Annotated in this window: 18 protein-coding genes; 14 read left to right on the plus strand and 4 right to left on the minus strand. The window is 61.0% G+C overall.

Annotated elements, in window-relative coordinates; genetic code table 11:
* Positions 1–2: 2 nt before the first annotated feature.
* Positions 3–1,253, plus strand: a complete 1,251-nt coding sequence (locus tag D1227_RS16930) for an efflux RND transporter periplasmic adaptor subunit (RefSeq protein WP_119405529.1) — start codon at positions 3–5, stop codon at positions 1,251–1,253.
* Positions 1,254–1,301: 48 nt separating this feature from the next.
* On the opposite strand, the gene D1227_RS16935 is transcribed toward D1227_RS16930, so the two are convergent.
* From D1227_RS16935 to D1227_RS16950, 4 genes are read right to left on the minus strand one after another with little or no spacing between them, the layout of a single operon-like run.
* A complete protein-coding gene (locus D1227_RS16935; RefSeq protein ID WP_119405530.1) occupies positions 1,302–3,191 on the minus strand; it encodes an acetyl-CoA carboxylase biotin carboxylase subunit in 1,890 nt (629 codons plus the stop codon).
* A complete protein-coding gene (locus tag D1227_RS16940; protein WP_158586707.1) occupies positions 3,188–3,490 on the minus strand; it encodes a DUF2695 domain-containing protein in 303 nt (100 codons plus the stop codon). Before D1227_RS16940 ends, D1227_RS16935 begins: the two co-directional genes overlap by 4 nt.
* Before the next feature lie 4 nt (positions 3,491–3,494).
* A complete protein-coding gene (locus D1227_RS16945; RefSeq protein WP_119405532.1) occupies positions 3,495–5,096 on the minus strand; it encodes a carboxyl transferase domain-containing protein in 1,602 nt (533 codons plus the stop codon).
* A complete protein-coding gene (locus tag D1227_RS16950; RefSeq protein WP_119405533.1) occupies positions 5,093–6,244 on the minus strand; it encodes an acyl-CoA dehydrogenase family protein in 1,152 nt (383 codons plus the stop codon). Before D1227_RS16950 ends, D1227_RS16945 begins: the two co-directional genes overlap by 4 nt.
* A gap of 143 nt (positions 6,245–6,387) precedes the next feature.
* Here D1227_RS16950 and D1227_RS16955 point away from each other — a divergent pair, with 143 nt between their 5' ends.
* The 13 genes from D1227_RS16955 to mdoH all read left to right on the plus strand — a co-directional run bounded on the left by D1227_RS16955 (position 6,388) and on the right by mdoH (position 23,014).
* Complete coding sequence (locus D1227_RS16955; protein ID WP_119405534.1) at positions 6,388–7,269, plus strand: LysR family transcriptional regulator; 882 nt, start codon at positions 6,388–6,390, stop codon at positions 7,267–7,269.
* A gap of 156 nt (positions 7,270–7,425) precedes the next feature.
* A complete protein-coding gene (locus D1227_RS16960) occupies positions 7,426–8,823 on the plus strand; it encodes an aldehyde dehydrogenase (RefSeq protein ID WP_119405535.1) in 1,398 nt (465 codons plus the stop codon).
* A 66-nt stretch (positions 8,824–8,889) separates the two neighbouring features.
* Positions 8,890–9,747 carry a p-hydroxycinnamoyl CoA hydratase/lyase gene (locus D1227_RS16965; RefSeq protein ID WP_119405536.1) on the plus strand — a complete coding sequence of 286 codons (858 nt, stop codon included), beginning with the start codon at positions 8,890–8,892 and terminating at the stop codon, positions 9,745–9,747.
* Positions 9,747–11,888 carry an acetate--CoA ligase family protein gene (locus D1227_RS16970; RefSeq protein ID WP_119405537.1) on the plus strand — a complete coding sequence of 714 codons (2,142 nt, stop codon included), beginning with the start codon at positions 9,747–9,749 and terminating at the stop codon, positions 11,886–11,888. Before D1227_RS16965 ends, D1227_RS16970 begins: the two co-directional genes overlap by 1 nt.
* A gap of 106 nt (positions 11,889–11,994) precedes the next feature.
* Positions 11,995–13,317 (plus strand): MFS transporter, encoded by a 1,323-nt coding sequence (locus D1227_RS16975; RefSeq protein WP_119405538.1) that lies wholly within the window; start codon positions 11,995–11,997, stop codon positions 13,315–13,317.
* Positions 13,318–13,475: 158 nt separating this feature from the next.
* Complete coding sequence (locus tag D1227_RS16980) at positions 13,476–13,718, plus strand: hypothetical protein (protein WP_119375119.1); 243 nt, start codon at positions 13,476–13,478, stop codon at positions 13,716–13,718.
* On the plus strand, positions 13,715–13,987 hold the full coding sequence (locus tag D1227_RS16985; RefSeq protein ID WP_119375120.1) for a hypothetical protein: 273 nt from the start codon (positions 13,715–13,717) through the stop codon (positions 13,985–13,987). The genes D1227_RS16980 and D1227_RS16985 overlap by 4 nt, the downstream gene beginning before the upstream one ends.
* Entirely contained in the window at positions 13,980–15,677 is a 1,698-nt protein-coding gene (locus D1227_RS16990; protein WP_119405539.1) for an N-acyl-D-amino-acid deacylase family protein, read from the plus strand. Before D1227_RS16985 ends, D1227_RS16990 begins: the two co-directional genes overlap by 8 nt.
* Positions 15,674–16,636 (plus strand): alpha/beta fold hydrolase, encoded by a 963-nt coding sequence (locus D1227_RS16995; protein WP_119405540.1) that lies wholly within the window; start codon positions 15,674–15,676, stop codon positions 16,634–16,636. The genes D1227_RS16990 and D1227_RS16995 overlap by 4 nt, the downstream gene beginning before the upstream one ends.
* Positions 16,633–18,153 (plus strand): NAD(P)/FAD-dependent oxidoreductase, encoded by a 1,521-nt coding sequence (locus tag D1227_RS17000; protein WP_119405541.1) that lies wholly within the window; start codon positions 16,633–16,635, stop codon positions 18,151–18,153. Before D1227_RS16995 ends, D1227_RS17000 begins: the two co-directional genes overlap by 4 nt.
* Positions 18,154–18,172: 19 nt before the next feature.
* Positions 18,173–18,880: a TetR/AcrR family transcriptional regulator gene (locus D1227_RS17005; RefSeq protein WP_119375124.1), complete on the plus strand. Its 708-nt coding sequence runs from the start codon at positions 18,173–18,175 to the stop codon at positions 18,878–18,880.
* 184 nt (positions 18,881–19,064) lie between these two features.
* Positions 19,065–20,825, plus strand: a complete 1,761-nt coding sequence (locus D1227_RS17010; protein ID WP_119405542.1) for an OpgD/OpgG family glucan biosynthesis protein — start codon at positions 19,065–19,067, stop codon at positions 20,823–20,825.
* A complete protein-coding gene (gene mdoH / locus D1227_RS17015; protein ID WP_119405567.1) occupies positions 20,822–23,014 on the plus strand; it encodes a glucans biosynthesis glucosyltransferase MdoH in 2,193 nt (730 codons plus the stop codon). The genes D1227_RS17010 and mdoH overlap by 4 nt, the downstream gene beginning before the upstream one ends.
* Positions 23,015–23,083 lie beyond the last annotated feature (69 nt).

A 23,083-nucleotide genomic window follows, 5' to 3' on the forward strand; every position in this document is an offset into this window, starting at 1 on the left:
AAATGGCTGCCCGGAATTTGCGATCCCGCCCGATCATTCTTGCCAGCATTGTGCTGTTGCTGCTGGTCCTGTTCGCTTGGGCCTTCTGGCCGCGCCCGGTGGCGGTCGACCTTGGCGTCGTCGAGCGCATGCCGATGCAGGTGACGATCGATGAGGAAGCGCGTACCCGCGTTCGCGATGCCTATGTCGTGTCCGCGCCTGTCGGCGGGCAGTTGCTGCGTGTCGATGTTGAGCCCGGTGATGCCGTTGCAGGTGGCGATAGCGTGATTGCGCGGATGCTGGCCGCCGCACCACCAGCTCTGGATGTTCGCACGCGAGAACAGGCCCGTGCCGGTGTTAGCGCCGCCGAAGCGGCCCTGCGAGTTGCACGTTCCAGCCTGAGCAGCGCCATCGCCGATCAGGATCTTGCCGAAACCGAATTTGCGCGAGTATCTAATCTCAGTGAAAGCGGCGCGGAATCGCAGGCGCGTCTCGATCAGGCCCGCCGTGTGAAACGCGCCGCCGATGCTGCCGTCGACACGGCAAGGGCTGTCATTGCGATGCGTGAGGCGGAACTGGCCAATGCGCGTGCCCAACTGATTGAATTCCAGTCTGAGAAAGGTGCCGGTGCAGGTGACGACGCGTCTTCTTCTCGCGACGGTGTGACCATCCCGATCACGGCGCCGATCAGCGGGCGGGTGCTCAGGGTCATGCAGGAAAGCGAGACCACGCTCGCTGCCGGCCAGCCCATCCTCGAAATCGGTGATGTCTCGAATGATCTCGAAGTACTTGCCGAGCTTCTGTCGTCCGATGCCGTCCAGGTCGAGCCGGGTGACGAGGTCATCATCGACAATTGGGGCGGTGGTGAGCCGCTCAGCGGTGTCGTCGACCGCGTCGAGCCATGGGGGTTCACCAAGTTCTCGGCGCTCGGTGTCGAAGAGCAGCGGGTCAACACCATCATCCGGTTCTCCGATCCTCTGTCCGACCGAAGCGCCCTCGGGCATGGCTATCGCGTCGAGGTTCGTATTGTCACCTGGGAAGATGATGATGCGCTGACCGTTCCGTCAGCAGCGCTGTTCCGGCAAGCCGGTGAGTGGTCTGTCTTTATCGTGGAGGAGGGGCGCGCCCGGATCGTGCCGGTCGACGTGGCCCGCAACAACGGCCAGCTAGCAGCATTGGCCAATGGTCCGGGCGAAGGGACCGAGGTGATCCTTTATCCCAGCGATACTCTGGTGGAGGGCGTGCGCGTCGAAAGGCGCGCCCAAGGTGAGTAAGGTCCGGCGCTAGCGGTCAAGCCAGCGCTGATACGTACGCTCAATCGTTCAGTCCTCTGCCTCGTCCGCAACGATCTGCATCAGCAGGACGCCTTCCGCGACAGATTTGTCAGCTTCCGCGTTGAGCCCTTCAACGGTGCCGTCAAAGGGTGCGGTCAGCGTGTGCTCCATCTTCATGGCTTCCAGCGTGACGAGCGTCTGACCTTTTTCGACCTTTTCACCTTCCGAAACGCTGACCGAAACGACCCGGCCCGGCATTGGAGATGTAATCGCACCGGTGGCGAGGGCGGCGTCGCCCAGCACGTCGTGCCGCCTCGGCTGAACGTGGAATGGCCAGCCCTGCTGGACGAGAATTGCGCCGTTGCCGAGCGGGTAGACATAGGTGCCGTCGGATACTTTCTGCTTCGTGAGGCTGGTGGAAACGATCTCGCCGTCGAGAAGCAGTTGCGTATCCAGATCGGGCGCACTGCCAGCCCGGAAACCTGTCAGCTCTGTCCAGGGGGAAATACTGGCCGGCTTGGCCAACTCAACCAATTCGAGTGCGGCATAGGACAGCGTGGCTTTGCACGCCTCTGGCGGCGTGACCAGCGCGTCGAGATTGGCATCTATGAAGCCGGTTGTGACGTTGAAATCAGCAAAGTTTTCATGGCGCAGGAGCCGCGACAGGAAGCCCGCATTGTTATGCACGGGCCAGGTCGCAACGCCGTCGCACGCTTGAGCAAGCGAAATACGAGCCGCATCGCGATTGGCCCCAAAGGCGACAAGCTTCGCAATCATCGGGTCGTAGAAGGGCGTGACGCTGTCGCCCGTCGAAACGCCGGTTTCGAGCCGGATCGTATCTGGAAGGGCCAGCACATCCAGTTTGCCGGTGGAGGGCAGGAAGCCGGTAGCGGGGTTTTCAGCATAGAGCCGGGCTTCCATCGCCCAGCCATTGATCGACAGCTCGTCTTGCTCTTTTGGGAGCGGCTCGCCCGAGGCGACTCTCAGCTGCCATTCAACGAGGTCCTGCCCGGTGATCATCTCGGTAACAGGGTGCTCCACCTGCAGGCGGGTGTTCATTTCCATGAACCAGATCCTGTCGGCGCGCAGGCCTTCTGAGCCGTCAGCGATAAACTCCACTGTGCCGGCACCGACATAGTCGACAGCCTCGGCCGCGCGAACAGCAGCGGCGCAAACGGCCTCGCGTGTCTCCTCATCCATGCCGGGAGCGGGGGCCTCCTCGATCACTTTCTGGTGGCGGCGCTGCAGCGTGCAGTCGCGCTCGAAGAGGTGGACAGTATTGCCATGGCTGTCGCCGAAGATCTGAACCTCGATATGGCGCGGATCGGTGATCCACTTTTCCAGCAACACCCGGTTGTCGCCGAAGGAGGCTTTCGCTTCGCGTTGGCAGGAGGCGAGCGCGTCGGCAAAATCCTTCGCCGTCTCGACTTTGCGCATGCCCTTGCCGCCACCGCCGGCGACCGCCTTGATGAGGACAGGGTAGCCGATCTTGTCCGCCTCTTCCTTGAGGCGCTTTGGCGACTGATCCTCACCCAGATAGCCGGGCGTGGTCGGAACGCCGGCTTCCTGCATGAGGGATTTGGCGGCGTCCTTCAGGCCCATCGCGCGAATGCTGTCCGCGTTCGGGCCGACCCAGATGAGGCCGGCTTTCTTTACGGCATCGGCGAAGCCGGCATTCTCTGACAGGAAGCCATAACCGGGGTGGATCGCTTCGGCGCCGGAGGCCTTGGCGGCCTCGATGATCTTCTTGCCAACGAGATAGCTCTCGGCGGCCTGCGCCGGGCCGATATGCACGGCCTCGTCAGCAAGGCGCACATGAAGCGCGCTCGCATCGGCATCGGAATAGACAGCGACGGTGCGCACACCGAGGCGCCGCGCGGTGCGGATGACGCGGCAGGCAATCTCGCCGCGATTGGCAATGAGGAGGGACTTAATCATTCGATCAGCTTCTTTGCGTCTTCAAGCGGGTCGTCGATATTGGCCAGAACTTCGCAGTCACAGTAGCCACCATTCTCTCTCAGCCAGGGAGTCACTGCTTCAGATGAAATTCCGAGATCAGTCAGAACACGCTTCGTTTGTTCCAAAGACTGATCGCAGGCTCTTTCCGACATCCGGGCGTCAAGTTCGTTGAGAAGATCGTCTAATTGATGAGGCGCAAGTGGAGCCGAATCCAGGAACCGTTGTCGTTCCTGATTTCGAACCGCTTGTTTTAGTTGGCGTTTTCTCTCGCGATCCATGACATCACATCCGGAAGATGCCGAACTGGGCACGTTCGGGGATCGGGGCATTCAGCGTAGCGGCAAAGGCAAGGCCGAGCACGTCGCGGGTCTGGGCCGGATCGATGATGCCATCGTCCCAGAGTCGGGCGGTGGCATACCAGGGATTACCCTCGCGCTCATATTTTTCGCGGATCGGGGCCTTGAAGGCTTCGGATTCTTCGTTCGACCACTTGTCGGCGTCGCGGTGGACGGTGGCCAGGACGCTCGCAGCCTGTTCGCCGCCCATGACGGAGATGCGGCTGTTCGGCCAGGTGAACAGGAAGCGCGGCTGGTAGGCGCGTCCGCACATGCCGTAATTGCCAGCGCCGAAGCTGCCGCCGATCAGCACGGTGATCTTCGGCACCTGCGCAGTGGCGACCGCTGTCACCAGTTTCGCGCCATGCTTGGCGATACCTTCGGCCTCATACTTTCCGCCGACCATGAAGCCCGAAATGTTCTGCAGGAAGAGCAGCGGGATGCGCCGCTGGCAGGCCAGCTCGATGAAGTGTGCGCCTTTCTGGGCGCTCTCGGAATAGAGCACGCCATTATTGGCGAGGATTGCGACAGGCATGCCCCAGATATGCGCGAAGCCGCAGACCAGCGTGGTGCCATAGAGCGCCTTGAACTCATGGAACTCCGATCCATCAACCAGCCTCGCAATGATCTCCTTGACGTCGAAAGGCGTGCGCAGGTCCGGCGGCAGGATGCCGTAAATGTCTTCGGACGGGTATAGAGGGGCTTTGACGTCCTGGTAGTTCAGCTCGCGGCTGCGGCTTGGCTGCAGCGTGGAGACGATGTCACGGACGATGGTGAGGGCATGCTCATCATTTTCGGCGAGGTGGTCGGTGACGCCGGACTGGCGGCTGTGCACGTCCCCGCCGCCAAGGTCTTCGGCGGAGATGACTTCCCCGGTTGCAGCTTTGACAAGCGGCGGGCCGGCGAGGAAGATCGTTCCCTGCTCGCGAACGATGATCGTCTCGTCCGACATGGCCGGCACATAGGCTCCGCCCGCGGTACAGCTGCCCATGACGCAGGCAATCTGCGGGATACCCTTCGCCGACAGGTTAGCCTGATTGTAGAAGATGCGGCCGAAATGTTCCCTGTCCGGGAAGACTTCATCCTGGTGGGGCAGGTTGGCGCCGCCGGAATCGACCAGGTAGATGCAAGGCAGGTGGTTCTCCAGCGCGATTTCCTGAGCGCGAAGGTGCTTCTTCACCGTCATTGGGTAGTAGGTGCCGCCTTTAACGGTCGCGTCATTGGCGACGATCATGACCTGCCGGCCCGAAACCTGTCCGATGCCCGCAATCATGCCGGCGCCGGGGATATCCTCGCCATACATGCCATTCGCGGCGAGCTGGGCGATTTCCAGGAAGGGTGAGCCCGGATCAAGCAGGTGACGCACGCGGTCGCGAGGAAGCAGCTTGCCGCGTGAGAGGTGGCGTTCGCGCGACTTTTCGCCACCGCCGAGCGCGGCGGTCTGGATATGCTCGCGCAGCGAGCCGCAGAGCTTCCGGTTGTGCTCAAGATTGGCCTCGAAGGCCGGATCGCCAGCGTTCACATGGCTTGTCAGGACTGGCCCGCTCATCCCTTCATCAACTCCCGTCCGATCAGGAAACGCCGGATTTCATTCGTCCCTGCGCCGATATCATAGAGCTTGGCATCACGCACGAAGCGTTCGACCGGCCATTCCTTGGTATAGCCCGCGCCGCCGAGCGCCTGGACAGCTTCCATCGATATCTTTACGGCGTTTTCGCTCGACATCAGGATCGCTCCCGCCGCGTCGAACCGGGTCGTGCGGTCGTCATCACATGCACGGGCAACGGCGTAGACATACGCCCGCGACGAATTCAGCGCGACATACATGTCGGCGAGCTTGGCCTGCATCAGCTGGAAGTCGCCGATCGGGCGGCCGAACTGCTTGCGCTCGCGGACATAGGGCAGGACCGTGTCGAGGCAGGCCTGCATGATGCCGAGCGGCCCGCCGGAGAGGACCGTGCGCTCATAGTCGAGGCCGCTCATCAGGATCGCTGCCCCCTGGCCTTCCACGCCCATGACATTCTCGTCCGGGACGAAGCAGTCCTGGAAGACCAGCTCACCGGTGTAGGAGCCTCGCATGCCCATCTTGTCGAGTTTGCGCGAGCAGGAGAAACCCTTGAAGCCCTTTTCAACCAGGAAGGTCGTCACGCTTTTCGAGCCCGCCTCTGGGTCGGTCTTGGCATAGATGACCAGCGTGTCCGCAATCGGGCCGTTGGTGATCCAGAACTTGGTACCATTCAGCTCGTATCCGCCGTCGACTTTCCTCGCGCGCAGCGACATGCTCATCACGTCAGACCCGGAACCGGCTTCAGACATGGCCAGCGCGCCGACGTGTTCGCCGGAGATCAGCTTGGGCAGGTAGCGCGCCTTCTGGTCAGGCGTTCCCCAGCGGCGGATCTGGTTGACGCAGAGATTTGAGTGTGCGCCATACGATAGGCCGATCGAGGCCGAGGCGCGGGAGATTTCCTCCATCGCGACCACATGGTGGAGGTAGCCAAGGCCGAGCCCGCCATCCTCTTCACCGACCGTGATACCGTGCAGGCCGAGTTCGCCCATCTCCGTCCAGACCCAGCGCGGGCACTCATCGGTCTCGTCGATTTCCGCAGCGATGGGGGCGAGGCGGTCACGGGCGAACCGCGCCGTCGTCTCGCGGATCATGTCGGCTGTTTCGCCCAGAGAAAACTCAAGTCCACTCATCTTGTCCGGCTCCCTTGCGTGTCTGCGCTCCTTTTACCAGACACCGTTGAATAGATGAAATTGAAAGAATATGAACGTTGTTATAGATAGCATAAATAAATCAACCGCCACCTGTAAGGCGCGAAAAGTCTGCGGGCTTAAAGATGATAGACCGGTACCTCGTTCGCTATTTCCTCGCTGTTGTTGACCAGGGCACGTTCTCCCGCGCCGCGCGTGAGACCAATGTCGCCCAGCCGACGCTGTCTGTCGGGATTGCCAAGCTTGAGTCCCTGCTCGGTGAAACCCTGTTTGAAAGATCAACCCGCCGGATCAGCCTGACCAGCGCCGGGGCCCGTTTCCTGCCGCATGCCCGCCGCATCGAAAGCGAGTTCAACCAGGCCGCTGTTTCTGTTCGCTCGGAGGGGACACCTGAAGTCTTCCGGCTTGGTATCCTGTCGACCATTCCGGCGGGCCTCGTTGGTCAGGCCTTTGGCGAGGTTCTCTCGGCGCACCCTGAAATGCGTGTCGAGATCGTGGAGGGCTCTGAGAAGGAGCTGACCAATGCGCTCGCCCGCCGAAGGGTGGATACGGCGCTAACCATTGTCGGGCGCGGCGGCGAGAGGAACGTCGAGGAGCGGCTTTACACCGAACCCTACCATGTCGCGATGATGGCCGATCACCCTTGCGCGTCGCAAATTGCCGTGACGGTGGAGGACCTCGCGGGCAGTATCATGATGGTCAGGCGCCATTGTGAGGCCCTTTCCGAAACCAGCCGTTTCTTTACCGAGCAGGGTGTGCGTCCGTTCTTCTCATTCCGCTCGTCCAATGATGAGCGTGTGCTGGCCATGGTGGCATCCGGGCTGGGGATTACCGTCATGCCGGCCAGTTACGACGCGCCTGGTGTTGCGCTACGGCCCCTGGAAGGCTTCACGCTCGAACGCAGTATCGGACTCATTTTCCGGAATGAAGAGGGAGCGAAATCCCTGCCGGAGCCGATCGAGGCGGGCTTTCGGTCACTGGTCGATCTTTCTCCCGTCCGCGCCTGAGCACAGGTCCCGGTGTCTCCTCATTGATGACCAACCGTATGCCGGTGGAAGGTGCGACCTTCAGAACTCAACAAGGCTATTGGATATAGCGGTCTGTAATGCTATAGGTCATAACAATAAACTGATAAGCCTATTGGCATGACAGGGAGTGTTTCCATGCAATTCGAACGCGTTAACGCGATTACGGGGGACGTCGCCAGCAGAGCTGAGGCCATGACAGTTGATCAGGCATCGGCAATCGCCGAGACAGCGGCCCGCGGTCATGCGGACTGGGCGGCAATGGGCCCAAATGCGCGCCGGGCGGTCCTGATGAAAGCTGCTGACGCGCTTGAGGCGCGCAAAGATGACTTCGTCGCAGCCATGATGAATGAGGTTGGCGCGACCGCCGGATGGGCAATGTTCAACCTGATGCTGGCGGCGGGCATGGTTCGCGAAGCCGCGTCCATCACCACCCAGATCAATGGTGAGGTGATTCCGTCCGACAAGCCTGGCTGCCTGTCCATGGCGCTGCGCGAGCCGGTTGGGGTCATTCTGGGTATCGCCCCGTGGAACGCTCCCATCATTCTCGGTGTGCGTGCGATTGCGGTGCCGCTGGCCTGTGGGAATTCGGTGATCCTGAAGGCGTCTGAAGTCTGTCCCCGCACTCATGCGCTAATCATTGAAGCCTTCGCGGAAGCAGGATTCCCGGAAGGGGTTGTCAATGTCGTGACCAATGCGCCCGAAGATGCCGCAGACGTGGTTGGCGCTCTCATCGATCATCCGGCCGTGAAGCGGATCAATTTCACCGGCTCGACGGCTGTTGGGCGGATCATCGCCAAGCGCGCTGCCGAACACCTCAAGCCTTGCCTGCTCGAGCTTGGCGGCAAGGCTCCGATGATCATTCTTGAAGACGCAGACCTCGATGAAGCGGTCAAGGCCGCTGCCTTCGGTGCGTTCATGAATCAGGGCCAGATCTGCATGTCGACGGAGCGGATCATCGTTGTCGAGGCGGTGGCCGAGGCATTCGCTGAAAAATTCGCGGCCAAGGCGAAGTCCATGCCTGCCGGCGATCCGCGCGAGGGGAATACACCGCTCGGCGCTGTCGTGGACCGGAAAGCGGTGGCTCACGTGAACAGCCTCATCGAAGATGCGGAGAACAAAGGCGCCGACATACTCTCGGGCGGTGTCGCGGACTCCGTGATCATGGCTGCCACGGTCGTCGACAAGGTGACCGCCGACATGAATCTCTATCGCGTTGAAAGCTTCGGGCCGGTTGTCGCCATGATCCGTGCGAAAGACGAAGCCGAGGCGATCCGGCTTGCCAATGACAGCGAGTACGGCCTTTCGGCGTCGGTCTTCACACAAGATGCGGCCCGCGGCCTTTCGGTTGCGCGGCAAATCAAGTCCGGAATCTGCCACGTCAACGGACCGACCGTTCACGATGAGCCGCAAATGCCATTCGGCGGTGTCGGCGCGTCCGGCTATGGCCGGTTCGGCGGCAGAGCCGGCATCGATGCCTTTACCGAGTTGCGCTGGATCACCATGGAAACCCAGCCCGGCCACTATCCGATCTGATCGACCGATCAGCGCTTTTCAAAGAATCCGGGAGCCATCCCGGCACCAACTTACAAGGGTACCAGTATGACCAAAGACCGCGCCGAGGCCGACACCGTCGCCTATGAAATCGAAAACCGAATTGCATGGGTGAAATTTAACCGCCCTGAAAAACGCAACTGCATGAGCCCGAAGCTCAACCGCCAGATGATGCGTGTGCTCGATGAACTCGAATTTCGCGATGACGTGGGCGTCCTGGTCCTGACGGGCGAAGGAACGGCCTGGACCGCCGGCATGGACCTCAAGGAGTATTTCCGGGAGACCGAAGCCGAAGGCCTGGGTGCCGTGCGCCGCTCGCAACGTGAGTCCTATGGCTGGTGGCGGCGCTTGCGCTGGTATCAGAAGCCAACCATTGCCATGGTCAATGGCTGGTGTTTCGGTGGCGGGTACGGTCCGCTTTTCTCTTGCGATCTCGCTTTCTGCGCCGATGAGGCGCAGTTCGGCCTGTCGGAGATTAATTGGGGCATCCTGCCAGGCGGCGGTGCCACGAAGATCGCAGTTGAACTGCTGAATTTCCGCAATGCGATGTACCACGCCATGATGGGTGAGAATGTCGACGGCAAGACGGCCGCTCAATGGGGTCTGGTGAATGAGAGCCTGCCGGCGGACAAGCTGAAAGCACGTGTCACGGAAGTGGCGAGCGTGCTGCTTGAGAAGAACCCGGTCGCGTTGAAGGCGACGAAGGATGCGATCCGCCGTGTCGGTGAGATGACCTATGACAATGCCGAGGATTACCTTGTGCGCGCTCAGGAAGCTGCCAACTCCTTCGACAATGATGGCCGCAAGGAAGGCATCAAGCAGTTTATCGACGAGAAATCCTACAAGCCGGGCCTCGGCGCCTATGATAAGTCGAAGCAGAAAACGACGAAGAAGGCCAAGGCCTGATGCCTGCGCCGTTGGATAGCCTTGGCGCTGAAGCAGCGACGATCGATCTCGAACGCCTTCTCAATCCGCGCTCGGTTGTCATTGTCGGCGCCTCGCCAACGCCTGGCGCTCTTGGCGCTTCGGTGCTTGGCAACCTGGAACGCGGCGGCTTCAAGGGCGAGATCCATCTCGTCAATCCGCAGCGTGACATCATATCGGGGCGGCCCTGCGTCCATTCCATCGACCAGCTTCCGGACGGCATTGACGCTGCCGTTCTGGCTATTCCGCGCGCCGGTGTTATTGGCGCGCTCCGCGAGCTGGCGAAGAAAAAGACCGGCGGGGCCGTGATCTTCTCGGCCGGGTTTGCCGAAGGCGGCGAAGAGGGCATGGCCGAGCAGGAAACGATTGGCCGGATTGCCCGCGAAGGCGGCATGGCGGTCGAAGGGCCGAACTGCCTTGGCTTTGTAAACAACAAGGACGGTGTTGCCCTGACCTTCGTCGAAACACCGGCCGCCAATCTCGGCGACGGAGACGGTGTCGCCATCGTCTCGCAAAGCGGCGCGATGGCGGCTGTCCTGCAGGTCACCCTCGCCAGCAAGGATCTCGGCGTAACGCTTTCTGTTTCGACGGGCAATGAAGCGGCCACCGGTGTCCAGGACTATGTCGAGTATCTCATCGACGATCCGCGTACGCGCGTGATCTCCATGATCGTCGAACAGTTTCGTGATCCGGCTCGCTTTCTCGACCTGGCTGACAAGGCCCGCGAGAAGGGCAAACCGATCATCCTTTTGCACCCGGGCAAGAGCGAGGCGGCGCGGCAGTCCGCGGCGACCCATACAGGTGCGATGGCGGGCGACTATGCGCTGATGCGCAGCCTGGTCGAGCATCATGGTGTCCTCATGGCCGAGACACTGGAGCATCTGGGTGACCTCACCGAGCTTGCCATGCGATCTAACCGGTTCTCCGGGGAAAGCGGCGCAGCCATCCTCACAGAGTCAGGGGCTTTCAAGGCGCTGTCGCTGGACCTTGCGGAGGAGGTCGGCCTCGACCTGCCGGAGATGCATGACGCGGATTCGCCTGCCATGCGCGCGGCGCTGCCCGATTTCGTGCCTGTTTCGAACCCTGTCGACCTGACCGCGCAGGCCCTCGTCGATCTGGAACTGTATCAGCGCGCCATCGCTGCGCTCGTCGGTGATGACCGGGTCGGGTCGATCCTGCTTGGCATCATCCAGACCGACCCTGCCACAGCAGAAAAGAAGCTGCCCTCCATCATCGCTGCGATCGAGACGCTGAAGCCGGAAAAGCCAGTCATCTATGCCGGTCTTGATGAGGGGGCCGAGGTGCCGCCCGAGTTAATAAGCAAGCTTCGCACCCTCGGCGTAGCCTGCTACCCGACCGCCGAGCGTGCCATTCGCGCCATCGCAACGCTAAGCCGGGCCCCAGGGGGCAAGGCGCCTGTGCGGCCATCCTCCCGAAAAATTGACGTAACTCTGCCCAGTGGTGCGGGTGTTGTGCCGGAATATCTCAGCAAGACCATCCTGCGTGAGGCTGGTCTGGCCTTCCCGGACGGCAAATTCGCTGAGAGCGAAGACGCGGCTGCTGCGGCTGCCGATGCCATCGGCTATCCCGTCGTGCTCAAGGCCCAGTCCGCTCAACTGTCACACAAGAGCGATGCGGGCGGTGTGGCGTTGGGCCTTGAGTCTGAAGCGGACCTGCGCCGGGCCTTCAACAAGATGTACGCCGATGTCGGCAATTACTCACCCGGCCTGACGCTCGATGGCGTGCTCGTCGAAAAGATGAGCGCCAAGGGGGGCGAAATGATTGTCGGGGCAAGGCGCGATGCTGCCTGGGGCCCGGTGACCCTTGTCGGCTTCGGTGGTGTTCAGGCCGAAGTGCTGAAGGATTTTCGGCTCCTGCCTCCGGATCTTTCGCCCGCTGAAATTCATGATGAATTGCTGACGCTGAAATCTGCCAAGCTGCTAACGGGGTTTCGCGGCAGTGCGCCAGTCGATCTTGATGCGCTATGCGAGATGGTCAGTGAGCTTGGAGCGTTGATGATGTCGCAGCCGAGAATCCTTGAAGTCGATCTTAATCCAGTGGTGGTGCGCGGTGCCGGGAAAGGCCTCGATATACTCGATGCACTTATCCTGCTGGGTGCATGAAGAGGGAACACTTCAACCCGGATATTCGGAGACCAGAAGTCACGTCAAAAAAGTCCATCCACGAGCTGCGAGCTTGTGAAAGAAACAGAATGGACAGGGAGGAAAAATGTCGGATCAGCCCGTGGAAATACTCGCACGCGAACGGATGGGGCGTGCCCAGATTGTCGTCATCGTTCTGTGTGTACTGCTCAATGGCCTCGACGGGTTCGATGTCCTTTCCATCAGCTTTGCTGCGCCTGGTATAGCGGAAGAGTGGGGGATCAGCCGTGGCGCGCTCGGCCTCGTCCTGTCCATGGAGCTGATCGGCATGTCGGTCGGCTCAATCATTCTCGGCCAGGCGGCTGACAGGATCGGCAGGCGTCCAATCATCATTACGAGCCTGTGTGTCATGACTTTGGGGATGTTCCTCGCAGCGACGGCGAATAGCGTTCCAGTCATGTCAGGCTATCGCCTTTTCACGGGTCTCGGAATTGGAGGCATGCTTGCCTGTACGAACGCGATGGTCGCCGAATATTCCAACGATCGCTATCGCAGCCTCAACGTGACGATCATGGCCACCGGCTATCCACTGGGTGCAATCATTGGCGGGGTGATCGCCTCGCAATTGCTGGCCCATTTCGACTGGCGTGCCGTCTTTATCTTCGGCGGTGTCATGACTGCTCTCATGCTGCCGGCGGTGCTGGTTGCCATGCCGGAATCGGTGTCGTCGCTGGCGGCGCGGCGCCCGGCAGGGGCGCTCGAGAAGATCAACAGGACGCTGAAACGCCTCGGCCATTCTGCGCTGGAGCGGTTGCCGGACCTGAAGGAAAGTGCTGCGGCGAGCGGTGGTGGAGGCCTTCGTCGCCTGCTGGGGCCTGCGCTGATTGCGGTCACGCTCCTGCTGACGCTGGCCTACTTCGCCCACATCATGACCTTCTACTACATCCTGAAATGGATTCCGAAGCTAGTGGTCGACATGGGCTATGTCCCCTCCGAGGCAGGCAACGTGCTTGTCTGGGCCAATGTCGGTGGCGCGACTGGCGGCATTGTGCTCGGCCTGCTTTCCCGAAAGCTGGATATTCGCTGGCTGACAATCAGTGTCCTCGCGCTGGCGTTCGTTTTCGTCACCTATTTTGGCGCAGGGCATGACACGCTGCGGGCATTGTCGGTTGTGTCGGCGATGGTGGGTTTCTTCACCAATGCCGGCGTGGTGGGGCTGTATGCGCTGATCGCCAAATACTTCCCGGCCGATGTCAGGGCGGGCGGAACTGGATTCGTGATTGGAATAGGCCGGGGCGGTGCAGCCCTCGGGCCGATCATTGCAGGCTATCTGTTCGAATCCGGACAGGGGCTGCAAACGGTCTCGATTTACATGGCCAGCGGCGCCGTCATTGCCATGATAGCCTTGATCCTTCTTGGACGCCGCAGCAAGGCGCTTGCGGCCGCCTGATCCCATCTCAATCGACAAAACGGCAAAGGCGAACCGGTGGGTTCGCCTTTCTTGCTGCCGTCCGGCCTTTATCAATGAGGTCTGGCGTCCCCCCAATTCCGTCTTGCGCAAAAAATCAGAACATGTTCTAAAAACAAAAACGAGCGCAGGGGAGAAACATGACGGCGACAACACTTTCAACAGTCAGGAAGTCCGTGCTGCCGCAAGCCGGTGACACCTGGGCAAGCATTGCCGCCCGTGAGCTGCCGGACATGGCGGAGGCTGATGCGGTATCCGGGCTTCAGAGCTGGAACCTGCACGTCTTCATGCGCGCGCCTGCGCCTGAGGGAAGCCCGCGTGCCGGCAACCCGATCCTGCCGAGCGATGTGATCTTTATCGAACCGCCACTCGCCGCTGCATGAGCGGCGCTGTCATCCAGCATGTCAGGGTGGCGGCCGCCCATGACGGGGTCGCCGAGCTGATTGTGACGCTCGCCTTCGAGAATGGGGGGCGTTCGCTCGTCACGCTTGATGAATTCGCCACACGCAAACTGATGGAACTGACCGGCGCCGACCAGCCGGAAGACCTGGCCGGTGCGGGCTGGGAGCATGTGCGCGATGCGCTGGCTGTTTCCTCCGCCCGCTACCTCAACGACCAGACACAAGACCAAAGGGAAACCCCTCATGTATGATCTCATCATCCGCAACGGCACCGTCGTCGACGGATCCGGCCTGCCTGGCTATCAGGCTGATGTCGCCGTCAAAGGCAATCGCATCGCCAGGATCGGCAAGATCGCCGAAACCGCCGGAAAAGAAGTCGACGCTTCGGGTAAAGTCGTCGCGCCCGGCTTCATTGATCCGCATACGCACTTCGATGCCCAGCTACTCTGGGATGGAGCGGCGAAGCCTGCCCTTTCGCATGGCGTAACCACGATCGTTCCGGGCAATTGCTCGCTGTCTCTCGCCCCGCTCAAGGCTGATCACCGCATGCGCCTCGTCGGCATGTTCAATCAGATCGAGGAGATGCCCTACAAGGCGTTCCGGGAGGGTGTCGTCTGGGACTGGGAAACCTTCTCCGAATACATCACCCGCATTCGTAAAGGTCTCGCGATCAACGTTGCGCCGCTTGTGGGCCACAGCGTCATCCGCCTCTGGGTCATGAACGACGCCGCCACAGAGCGCACCGCTACGGATGAGGAAATCGCGGAAATGCAGGATGTGCTGCGCGAGTGCCTCGATGCCGGAGCGGCGGGCCTGTCGACCAGCTATGTCGACATGGACGAGACGCTTCAGCCGGTCCCCAGCCGCTATGCCGACGCTCGCGAAGTGGATGCGCTGGCCTCGGTCCTCGGCGAATACGGCCGCATGCTGCAGATCGTGCCGGAATTCTACGATCCGGACCTGACAATTGCCCGGCTCGATCAGCTCGCCGAGCTGTCCATCAAGTACCAGATACCGACGACCTTTTCGCCGCTGTTCGTGAATTCGGACAATGTCGACGCCGTCGACAAGGTGATGAAGCGGGTCGATGAGCAATTTGCGCGCGGCGCCCGTGTCTGGCCTCAAGTGCAGACGCGCCCGATCGACATTTCCTTCTCCTTTGCAGTACCGAGCCTGCTCTTCATTCGCTTCCCCGGCTGGTACCGCGTGATGCGCTTCGGCAGCCCGGAAGAGATCAGGGCGCACTTTGCCGATCCTGAGAACCGCAAGGCGCGGGCTGAAGAGGTTGCTGAATACAAGGACCTCTGGCCAAAGCTGGTGCTGCGCCAGGTGAAGACCGACGCGAACCAGAAATATGTCGGCAAGACGCTGGCCGAGATCGCCAAGGAGCGGGGCGTCACGCCGGTCGAGGCGATGATCGATCTTTCCGTTGAAGAAGACCTCGACGCGCATTTCCTGGCTGCTGACATGGGGCACAACAACGACGACAAGGTTGTCAGCCTGCTCAAGCATCCGCGTGTCCACATCGGCGCGAGTGATGGCGGCGCGCACATTCTCTCCTTCTCGACCTATGGCGACACCGGCTATCTGTTCGGCCACTTCGTGCGCGACCTGAAGACGATGCGGCTTGAGGATGCGGTGAAGAAGATCACCTCCGACACGGCCTCTATCTGGGGTATTCCTGAACGTGGGCTGCTGCAGCCGGGCTATATCGCGGACATTGCCATTTTCGATCCCGAAACCGTTGATCGCGGTGTCGAGAGATTCGTCCAGGACGTCCCGGGCGATGGCAGCCGCTATATTCGCGACTCCCACGGCGTTGATACTGTCATCGTCGGTGGCGGCGTCGCCTGGTCGGCCAGCGATGGCTATCAGGAAGCGCGCGGCGCAATTCTGCCCGGGGCTCGCGATGACCAGCCTGAACTGGTAGCCGCCGAATGAGCTGGCCGGGTGTAAGCGAGCGCCGCGTCGCGACAAACGGGATCGAGCTCAACATTGCAGAAGCCGGACAAGGACCACTTGTCCTGCTTCTGCATGGCTTTCCTGAATCCTGGTATTCGTGGCGGCATCAGTTCAAACCGCTCGCAGACGCTGGCTATCACGTCGTCGCGCCGGACATGCGCGGCTATGGCAAGAGTGACAAGCCGCACGAGATCGAAGCTTACAACCAGGTCGAAGTCCGCAAGGATATCATCGGTCTCATCGATACGCTCGGTTATGACGAAGCTGTTGTGATCGGCCATGACTGGGGCGCGCCGACGGCCTGGGCTTGTGCGTTGCACCATCCGGACAAGGTGCGCGCGGTTGGGGCCCTGTCGGTGCCCTTCATGCCGCGCTCGCCCGTTCAGCCGATGCCTGCCATGCGTGAGATGTTCAAGGGGCAATTCTTCTATCAGCTCTACTTCTTCGAGCCGGGCGTCGCCGAGGCTGAATTCGAGGCCGATATCCGAACCGCCCTGAAGAAATTTCTGGTGATGGCCGGTGGTGAAACCGATCTTACCAGTCTTCCGGCGAAGGGTCCCGATGACGACATGTTTTCCGGACTTCCTGAGCCCAAGACGCTGCCGCCCTGGCTCAGCGAGGACGATCTCGATTTCTACACTGCGGAGTTTGAGCGATCCGGCATGCGTGGCCCGCTCAACTACTATCGCAATCACGATCTTGCCTGGAAGCTCACAGAGGGCGCGCCGGAGCATATCGACCAGCCAGCCTTCTTTCTTGCTGGCCTCAAGGATGGCGTCATCATGATGGCGGCCGAAGCCTATCAGGCCATGCCGACCTATGTTCGCGACCTGCGCATCAATGAGCTGATCCCGGGGATCGGCCACTGGACACAGCAGGAAGCACCGGAAGAGACGAACAAGGTCATCCTCCGCTTCCTCAAGGAGATTGATGGATGAGAGAAGACGTCCTGGTCATCGGTGCGGGGATTGGCGGTCTGTGCGCAGCGCTTTCACTCGCGCCGACCGGCCGGCAGATCACATTGCTGGAGCGGGACCAGCCGCCGCCTAGCGACGATCCAGATGTAACTTTTCTGGATTGGCACCGCCAGGGCGCCGGGCATGTCCGCCAGAGCCACGCCTTCCTCGCGCGTCTCAGGAGTATCATCAAGCAATCGCATCCGCGTCTGCTGGACGAGTTGTTGTCCATGGGCGCGCGCGAACTGACGTTCGACATGATGCTGACCGAACTGCAGCAGGAGACTTACGAGCCAGCGCCCGAAGATGCGGAACTGACCATTATTACCAGCCGGCGGACGACACTCGAACTGACCATGCGGCGGTATGTCGAAAGCCTTGAGAACGTGACCATCAGGCCGGGCTTCTTTGTGCGTGATCTGATGATCCGAAAGGCCGAAGACGGCGTTGTTGAAGTTCTGGGAGTGCGCGGCGAAGAGGGCGGTGTGATGTGCGAACTCGCAGCCGAGATCGTTGTCGATGCGAGCGGCAAGTCGGGGTTTACCATCCAGCAGCTGATGGATGAAGGCGCCCCGATTACCGAAGAGAGCGAGACGGCCGGTATTCTTTATTTCACCCGCCACTATCGCCTGCTTCCCGGTATGGAGGAGCCGTCGCGGACCGAAAACCCGCCTGGCAGCGGTGATCTTGGTTACCTGAAGTTCGGCGTGTTCCCTGGGGACAATGGCTGTTTTTCGATCACCATCGCTGTGCCGGAAGTCGAGATCGAGCTTCGCAAGGCGATCCTCAATCCGGACACGTTCCATGCAATCACGCTAGAACTTCCGGGGCTTGAGCCATGGACCAATGACCGCCGGTCCAAGCCGAGAGGCAAGGTCTATGGCATGGGGGACCTCCACAGCCGCTGGCGCTACATGGTCAACGATAGCAAGCCAGCGACGCGAAACTACTTCCCGCTGGGCGACACGCTGGTCCGGACAAATCCGCTATACGGGCGTGGCTGCTCTTTTGCCGCGGTTAGCGCCGAAGCACTGAGAGCGTCGCTGGCTGGGTCTACAGATCCGGACGAACAGCAGATCGCTTACCATGCGGCCCTGCAGGAAGAATTGCGGCCCTACTACACCAATCAGCGCCGCCAGGACCGGTCGGCCATAAAGCGCGCCAGGAATGCGCTGACACCCGGTTACCGGGCCGGCTGGAAAGCCCGGATGATGGAGAGTTTCTTTGAGGATGGCGTGCGGATTGCGATACGTTCCGATGTGGGGCTTCTCCGTCAGGCGATGCGCGGGTTTCACATGCTGGAGCATCCGGACAAATGGCTCGGAAAGCCGGGCAATCTCATGAAAGTGCTCTACTACTGGTCACGCGGGAAGAAGCGGAACGCCGCGGCCTATCCGCCCAATCCCGGCCCGGCCCGCGATGAAATGCTGCGGAGTCTTGCAATCGACGAGCAGGCAGATATCTCGCGTCTAGCAGATCACGCGGCGGTAGCCGCGTAGCACGATCACGGGAGAGGGTGTGGCTGACGATCTTGGCAAGCGTGAAAAGGCAAAGGCGGAGCGCCGCTTGCGCATCGTCCGCGCGGCACGCGACCTGATCCGGGAGACAGGCGACACAGAGCTCTCCATGCGCACGCTCGCCCAGCGGGCTGAAGTCAGCCTGTCGACGCCATACAATCTGTTCGGGTCGAAGCGCGCGGTTGTGCTGGCTGTGCTTGAGGATGTACGTGATTTTGCCAAACGCTTCCCGCGTCTTGCCGTGTCCAACAGCATCGACCGGATCTTCGCCGCCCACGACCTGGCCTTCGGCTATTATACCAGCGACCCGGACTTCTACCGCACGCTTTGGCGCGCGCTCCTTAATACGACAGGGCCAGACGAGACGGGCCTCTCCTCTCCGGAAAGGATCGACCAGACACGCGCCATCTGGCTGGGCATGGTCCGTGCCGCCTGCGATGACGGCTTTCTGGGACGGGATATCCCATCGCACATTGTCTTGCAGGCCATGGCGCACACGACTGGCGGAGCACTTTTGTCCTGGGCGATGGGCAGCCTGCCGACAAAGGAGCTGACGCCGTCGGTCGGCATCGGTTATGCGCTGATCCTGAAGGGCGCGGCCACGCCGGCCGGGGCGCCGCTCATCGATGCCCATCTCTCGGCTTATCGGGCGCAGCGCGCCACGGTGAATCCTGCAAGTCTGCCCAACCACGTTTCCGAAACGCTCTAGACTTCCAACCTTTTCCCAGGTCTGTACACTGGCTGATTTCGACGCCGGAACATTAAACTTTGTTCCTGAAGCAGCCCAATTCGCAACCAATTCAGCGACAATTCATTCGATCCTTCTCAAAGGTGGTTGCAGTGCAGCATTTCCGGGCCGAGCCTGCCGGGTGCTGACAGGATCGAGGTGAGCTGTGAAGCCGATTGGGGTAACAGGGACAGGAAAGCTGTTCACTGCAATCGCAGTCTTCGGTCTCGTTGGCTGTGGAGGCGAAGACCGCCCGGCCAAGGGCGACATGGGTCCGGAAAATGCGGTTGTCGAGCCGGAGTCCAGCGACCAGCCCGTGCCGCCGCCATTCGGCCACGATGAGACCGCGGGCATCGTCTTTCCCGGCATCGTTACGGATCACGAGCCCGATATCGGAAACGGGCCACCCCTCACAGAGAGCCCCCCACAGGACAGCGAGGCGGATGCCGTCGACCCGACCGATGCTGCGCGCGATATGTCATTGCCACAGGACGACGAAAGCTCGCTGACGGGAATGGCGCGCGTCGAAGCTGCCGCAAGATCGCTCGCCAGCAAACCCTATGAGCCGCCACCCGCAACACCCAAAGCCGCCTCCCAGCTCGACTATGACCAGTTCCGCCGCATTCAGAACCTCGACGGTTCGATCCTCTGGGAGGGTGACCTGGCCGGCTATCGCGTTCATCTTGATCCCAGCGGTTATCTCTTCAGCCACCGCATCAAGCTGAACATAGTTGAAAACGGTGAGGTCACCGAAAAATCCTACGCGCCGGGCCAGTTCGACTTTTTCGACCTTCCGCTCGATGAGGAGGCGAAACAGGCGCTCGGTTACTCCGGGTTTCGCGTCCTTAGCGCGTTCAACCGCGCGGGCAAATTCGACGAAGTCATCAGCTTTCGGGGCGCCAGCTTTTTCCGCGCTCTCGGCGCCGGCACGCTTTATGGCGCCTCAGCCCGTGGTATTTCCATCGGAACCGCCTCATCGGAGGGCGAGGAGTTTCCGGTGTTCCGGGAGTTCTGGCTCGAGAAACCTCAGGCGGGAGACGATGGTATCACGCTCTATGCGCTTCTCGATGGCAAGAGCGTCACCGGGGCTTTCGCGTTTCGCGTGGAGCCGGGGCCGGATACACAGGTTCATGTCCAGGCGAGCATCATTCCGCGTCGCCAACTAGAAAATTTCGGCATCGTTCCGCTGACCAGCATGTACTATTTTTCGCCGCATGATGCGGTGAAGCAGCGGGATGATTTTCGACCGGCTGTCCATGACTCGCAGGGGCTGTCCTTCCGCCTACGCAATGGTGAGTGGGTATGGCGCCCACTGAGCAATCCCCAGCAATTGCAGATGTCGATCCTGGCGAATGATGTTCCGCTGGGGTTCGGCCTGATGCAGCGCCAGCGGGATTTCGATGCCTATTCGGATATCGAAGCCGGATACCATCTGCGCCCCAGCGTCTGGGTTGAGCCAGGTCAGGGTTGGGAGAAGGGCGAGCTGACCCTGGTCGAAATCCCAACATCAAACGAATACAACGATAATATCGTTGTGTTCTGGAAGCCGGGTAAGGCGTGGGAAAAGGGTGCGGAGCACCACTTCTCCTATACACTGCACTGGGCACTGAACCCGCCGGCAATCCCGTCTGTTGCCGCCGTCTCCCAAACGCGCTCCGGTCAGGTGCCCAACAGCGGCAATCGCCTTTTTGTCATCGACTTTGAACCGACAAATGCCGAGCTTCTTGAGGCTGCTGAGGCAAACGTGTCGGCGTCAGCGGGCGAGGTGTCCAATGTCACGATCAAGCATCAGCATGAGACCGGCCTGACCCGGCTCAGCTTCGAGCTCGACCCCGGAAGTGCGCAAGTTGTGGAGCTGCGAGCCCTGCTGACGCGCGGCGGGAAGGCTGTCACCGAGACATGGGTCTATCGCTGGAGGGCGTCGTGACGGTTTATCGTTCGCGGCCGACCGAGTTCCCGGTAGATATGCCGGACCAGGCGTTCCGGTCACGCCGGGCGGAGTTCCGCCATCGGCCACGCTCCCGCCTTTGGCGCAAGCTTTTCGTCCTGGCCGCGTCGCTCGCGCTGACGGGCTGGGCGACCCATGAAATGTATCAGGTGCTCGCTGTCTCCAGTCTCACCATCCTCGAATGGATGCTGCTGGCCGTATTTGCACTGAACATCAGCTGGATCTGCTTTGCCTTCGTGAATGCAACGATCGGCTTCATTTGTGCGGTTCGGGCCGAGCGGTCTGCGGTCACGTCATCGGCCGTGCCAGTCAGTATTTCGACAGCGCGCACCGTCATCGCTTTCCCGGTTTACAATGAGCCTGTTGATCAGGTCTTTCCGGCCGTGCTGGCAACCGCCAGACAGATGGCTGGCGCACCGGGCCGATATGAGTGTTTCATTCTTAGTGACACAACCGATCCTGACATTGCGCTGCTCGAAGAAGCCGGCGTCAGACAGTTGCAGAAGAAGGCACCCGCTGATGTCGCCATCCGGTACAGGCGCCGGACGATCAATCATCACCGCAAGGCGGGCAACATCAGGGATTTCGTGACCCGCTGGGGTGGGCGCTACGATTTCATGATTGTCTATGACGCTGACAGCCACATGTCGCGAGAGACGATCCTGGCCCTGGTGGAAGCCATTCACGCCCAACCCCGTACCGGCCTGGTGCAGACCATCCCTCAACTCGTTGGTGCGCGCACCCTGTTTGCCCGCGCCCAGCAATTCGCATCTGCACTCTACGGGCCCGTGCTCGGCCATGGCATCGCCTGGTGGGCGCAGAAGGAAGGTAATTTCTGGGGGCACAATGCGATCATTCGCGTTAGCGCGCTGGCCGAGAGTGCAGGGCTCCCCTCAATACCAGGCAAGGCGCCGCTTGGCGGGTCGATCCTCAGTCATGACTTCGTCGAGGCCGCGCTGCTCAGGCGAGCCGGATGGAATGTCGAGATACGGCCAGACCTTGGCGGTTCCTATGAGGAAGGCCCGCCGACAATCATTGATCATGTCGTTCGCGACCGGCGCTGGTGCCAGGGCAACATGCAGCACATGGCCGTTCTGGCAAGGGCGCGTCAGCTCACCTGGACCAGCCGGTTCCATCTCGTGAACGGTATCTTCTCCTATCTCGCATCGCCCTTATGGCTGATCTTCATTACGCTTGGCATGCTGCTCTCGCTGCAGAACAGCTTCATGGTGCCGGACTATTTCGGCGATGGGGCGTCGCTTTTCCCGACCTGGCCAGTCATCGACTCAGAACGTGCGCTGAGCCTCTTCGTCGTGACCATGGCGATCCTGTTTGCACCGAAGATATACGGCCTTCTTTATGGCTGGATCAGCCGGACATGGCGCAGGAAAGTCGGCGCGGCGCGGACCGCCGTGGGCGTGGCGAGCGAGCTTGTCGTTTCCGTGCTGATGGCGCCAATCCTGATGGCGACCCAGACGGGCGCGGTGATCAGTGTGTTCAGCGGGCGAGATTCCGGATGGTCGCCGCAGGCCCGCAGTGATGGGCGGTATTCCTTCGCCACAACCTTCACCCAATGTATTTTCCCGACCTTTCTCGGTGTCTTCCTGACCGGGGCAGCCATCGCGATTTCACCCGTGTATGCCGCCTGGCTTGCGCCGGCCACGGTCGGTCTGATCTTCAGTGCACCCATCATTTATTTCACCTCGAAGCCGGAAGCTGGCGACTTCGCTGGCCGTCATGGCGGTCTCGTGACGCCAGCGAGCCTGGATGAGCCGGACTGTTACTTAGATGCTCGGTCACTCAAGCCCGTTTTCGCCAGCCTGGAGCCGGATCGCTTGCAGACGCTGTTGCTCGATCGCGACCGGCAGAGGGAGCGCGCATCCCTGATCGACCCGTTCTGGCCTCTCGATCCCAACGATGTTCATCCCCCGCTTGCCATGGCGCGCGCCCGGGGGGAGCGGGCAAGCTCCGTCTATGAACTCTCGGCTTTGCTGAGCCCCGCCGAGCGTATGGCGCTTCTGAATTCGAATGGCGACATGCAGGCCATGAGTTTCAGGTTTTCCTCAGTCGTTGCGCGGCGCCGGCAGCTCGAGGGGAACGCGACGGCGCCGGCCCAGGCCAAGTGGACTGCAGCGAGCGCTCAAAGCATGCGTGACGGCAAGGCCTGATTCTGCTATCCATCCTTCCCTTGCGTAAGGTGCTGAGTCACTTGCCCTCAGGAGGACGGAATCGTGCGA

Origin of the sequence: Henriciella mobilis, from assembly GCF_003576315.1 — a bacterium.
GTDB classification, from domain to species: Bacteria; Pseudomonadota; Alphaproteobacteria; order Caulobacterales; family Hyphomonadaceae; genus Henriciella; species Henriciella mobilis.

Coding starts and splice junctions, on each gene's coding strand:
- D1227_RS16950 (WP_119405533.1), bottom strand. CDS start 6,244: ATGAGTGGACTTGAGTTTTCTCTGGGCGAAACAGCCGACATGATCCGC.
- D1227_RS16935 (WP_119405530.1), bottom strand. CDS start 3,191: ATGATTAAGTCCCTCCTCATTGCCAATCGCGGCGAGATTGCCTGCCGC.
- D1227_RS16955 (WP_119405534.1), top strand. CDS start 6,388: ATGATAGACCGGTACCTCGTTCGCTATTTCCTCGCTGTTGTTGACCAG.
- D1227_RS16940 (WP_158586707.1), bottom strand. CDS start 3,490: ATGGATCGCGAGAGAAAACGCCAACTAAAACAAGCGGTTCGAAATCAG.
- D1227_RS16965 (WP_119405536.1), top strand. CDS start 8,890: ATGACCAAAGACCGCGCCGAGGCCGACACCGTCGCCTATGAAATCGAA.
- D1227_RS17000 (WP_119405541.1), top strand. CDS start 16,633: ATGAGAGAAGACGTCCTGGTCATCGGTGCGGGGATTGGCGGTCTGTGC.
- D1227_RS16975 (WP_119405538.1), top strand. CDS start 11,995: ATGTCGGATCAGCCCGTGGAAATACTCGCACGCGAACGGATGGGGCGT.
- D1227_RS16930 (WP_119405529.1), top strand. CDS start 3: ATGGCTGCCCGGAATTTGCGATCCCGCCCGATCATTCTTGCCAGCATT.
- D1227_RS16990 (WP_119405539.1), top strand. CDS start 13,980: ATGTATGATCTCATCATCCGCAACGGCACCGTCGTCGACGGATCCGGC.
- D1227_RS16985 (WP_119375120.1), top strand. CDS start 13,715: ATGAGCGGCGCTGTCATCCAGCATGTCAGGGTGGCGGCCGCCCATGAC.
- D1227_RS16980 (WP_119375119.1), top strand. CDS start 13,476: ATGACGGCGACAACACTTTCAACAGTCAGGAAGTCCGTGCTGCCGCAA.
- D1227_RS16995 (WP_119405540.1), top strand. CDS start 15,674: ATGAGCTGGCCGGGTGTAAGCGAGCGCCGCGTCGCGACAAACGGGATC.
- D1227_RS16945 (WP_119405532.1), bottom strand. CDS start 5,096: ATGAGCGGGCCAGTCCTGACAAGCCATGTGAACGCTGGCGATCCGGCC.
- D1227_RS16970 (WP_119405537.1), top strand. CDS start 9,747: ATGCCTGCGCCGTTGGATAGCCTTGGCGCTGAAGCAGCGACGATCGAT.
- D1227_RS16960 (WP_119405535.1), top strand. CDS start 7,426: ATGCAATTCGAACGCGTTAACGCGATTACGGGGGACGTCGCCAGCAGA.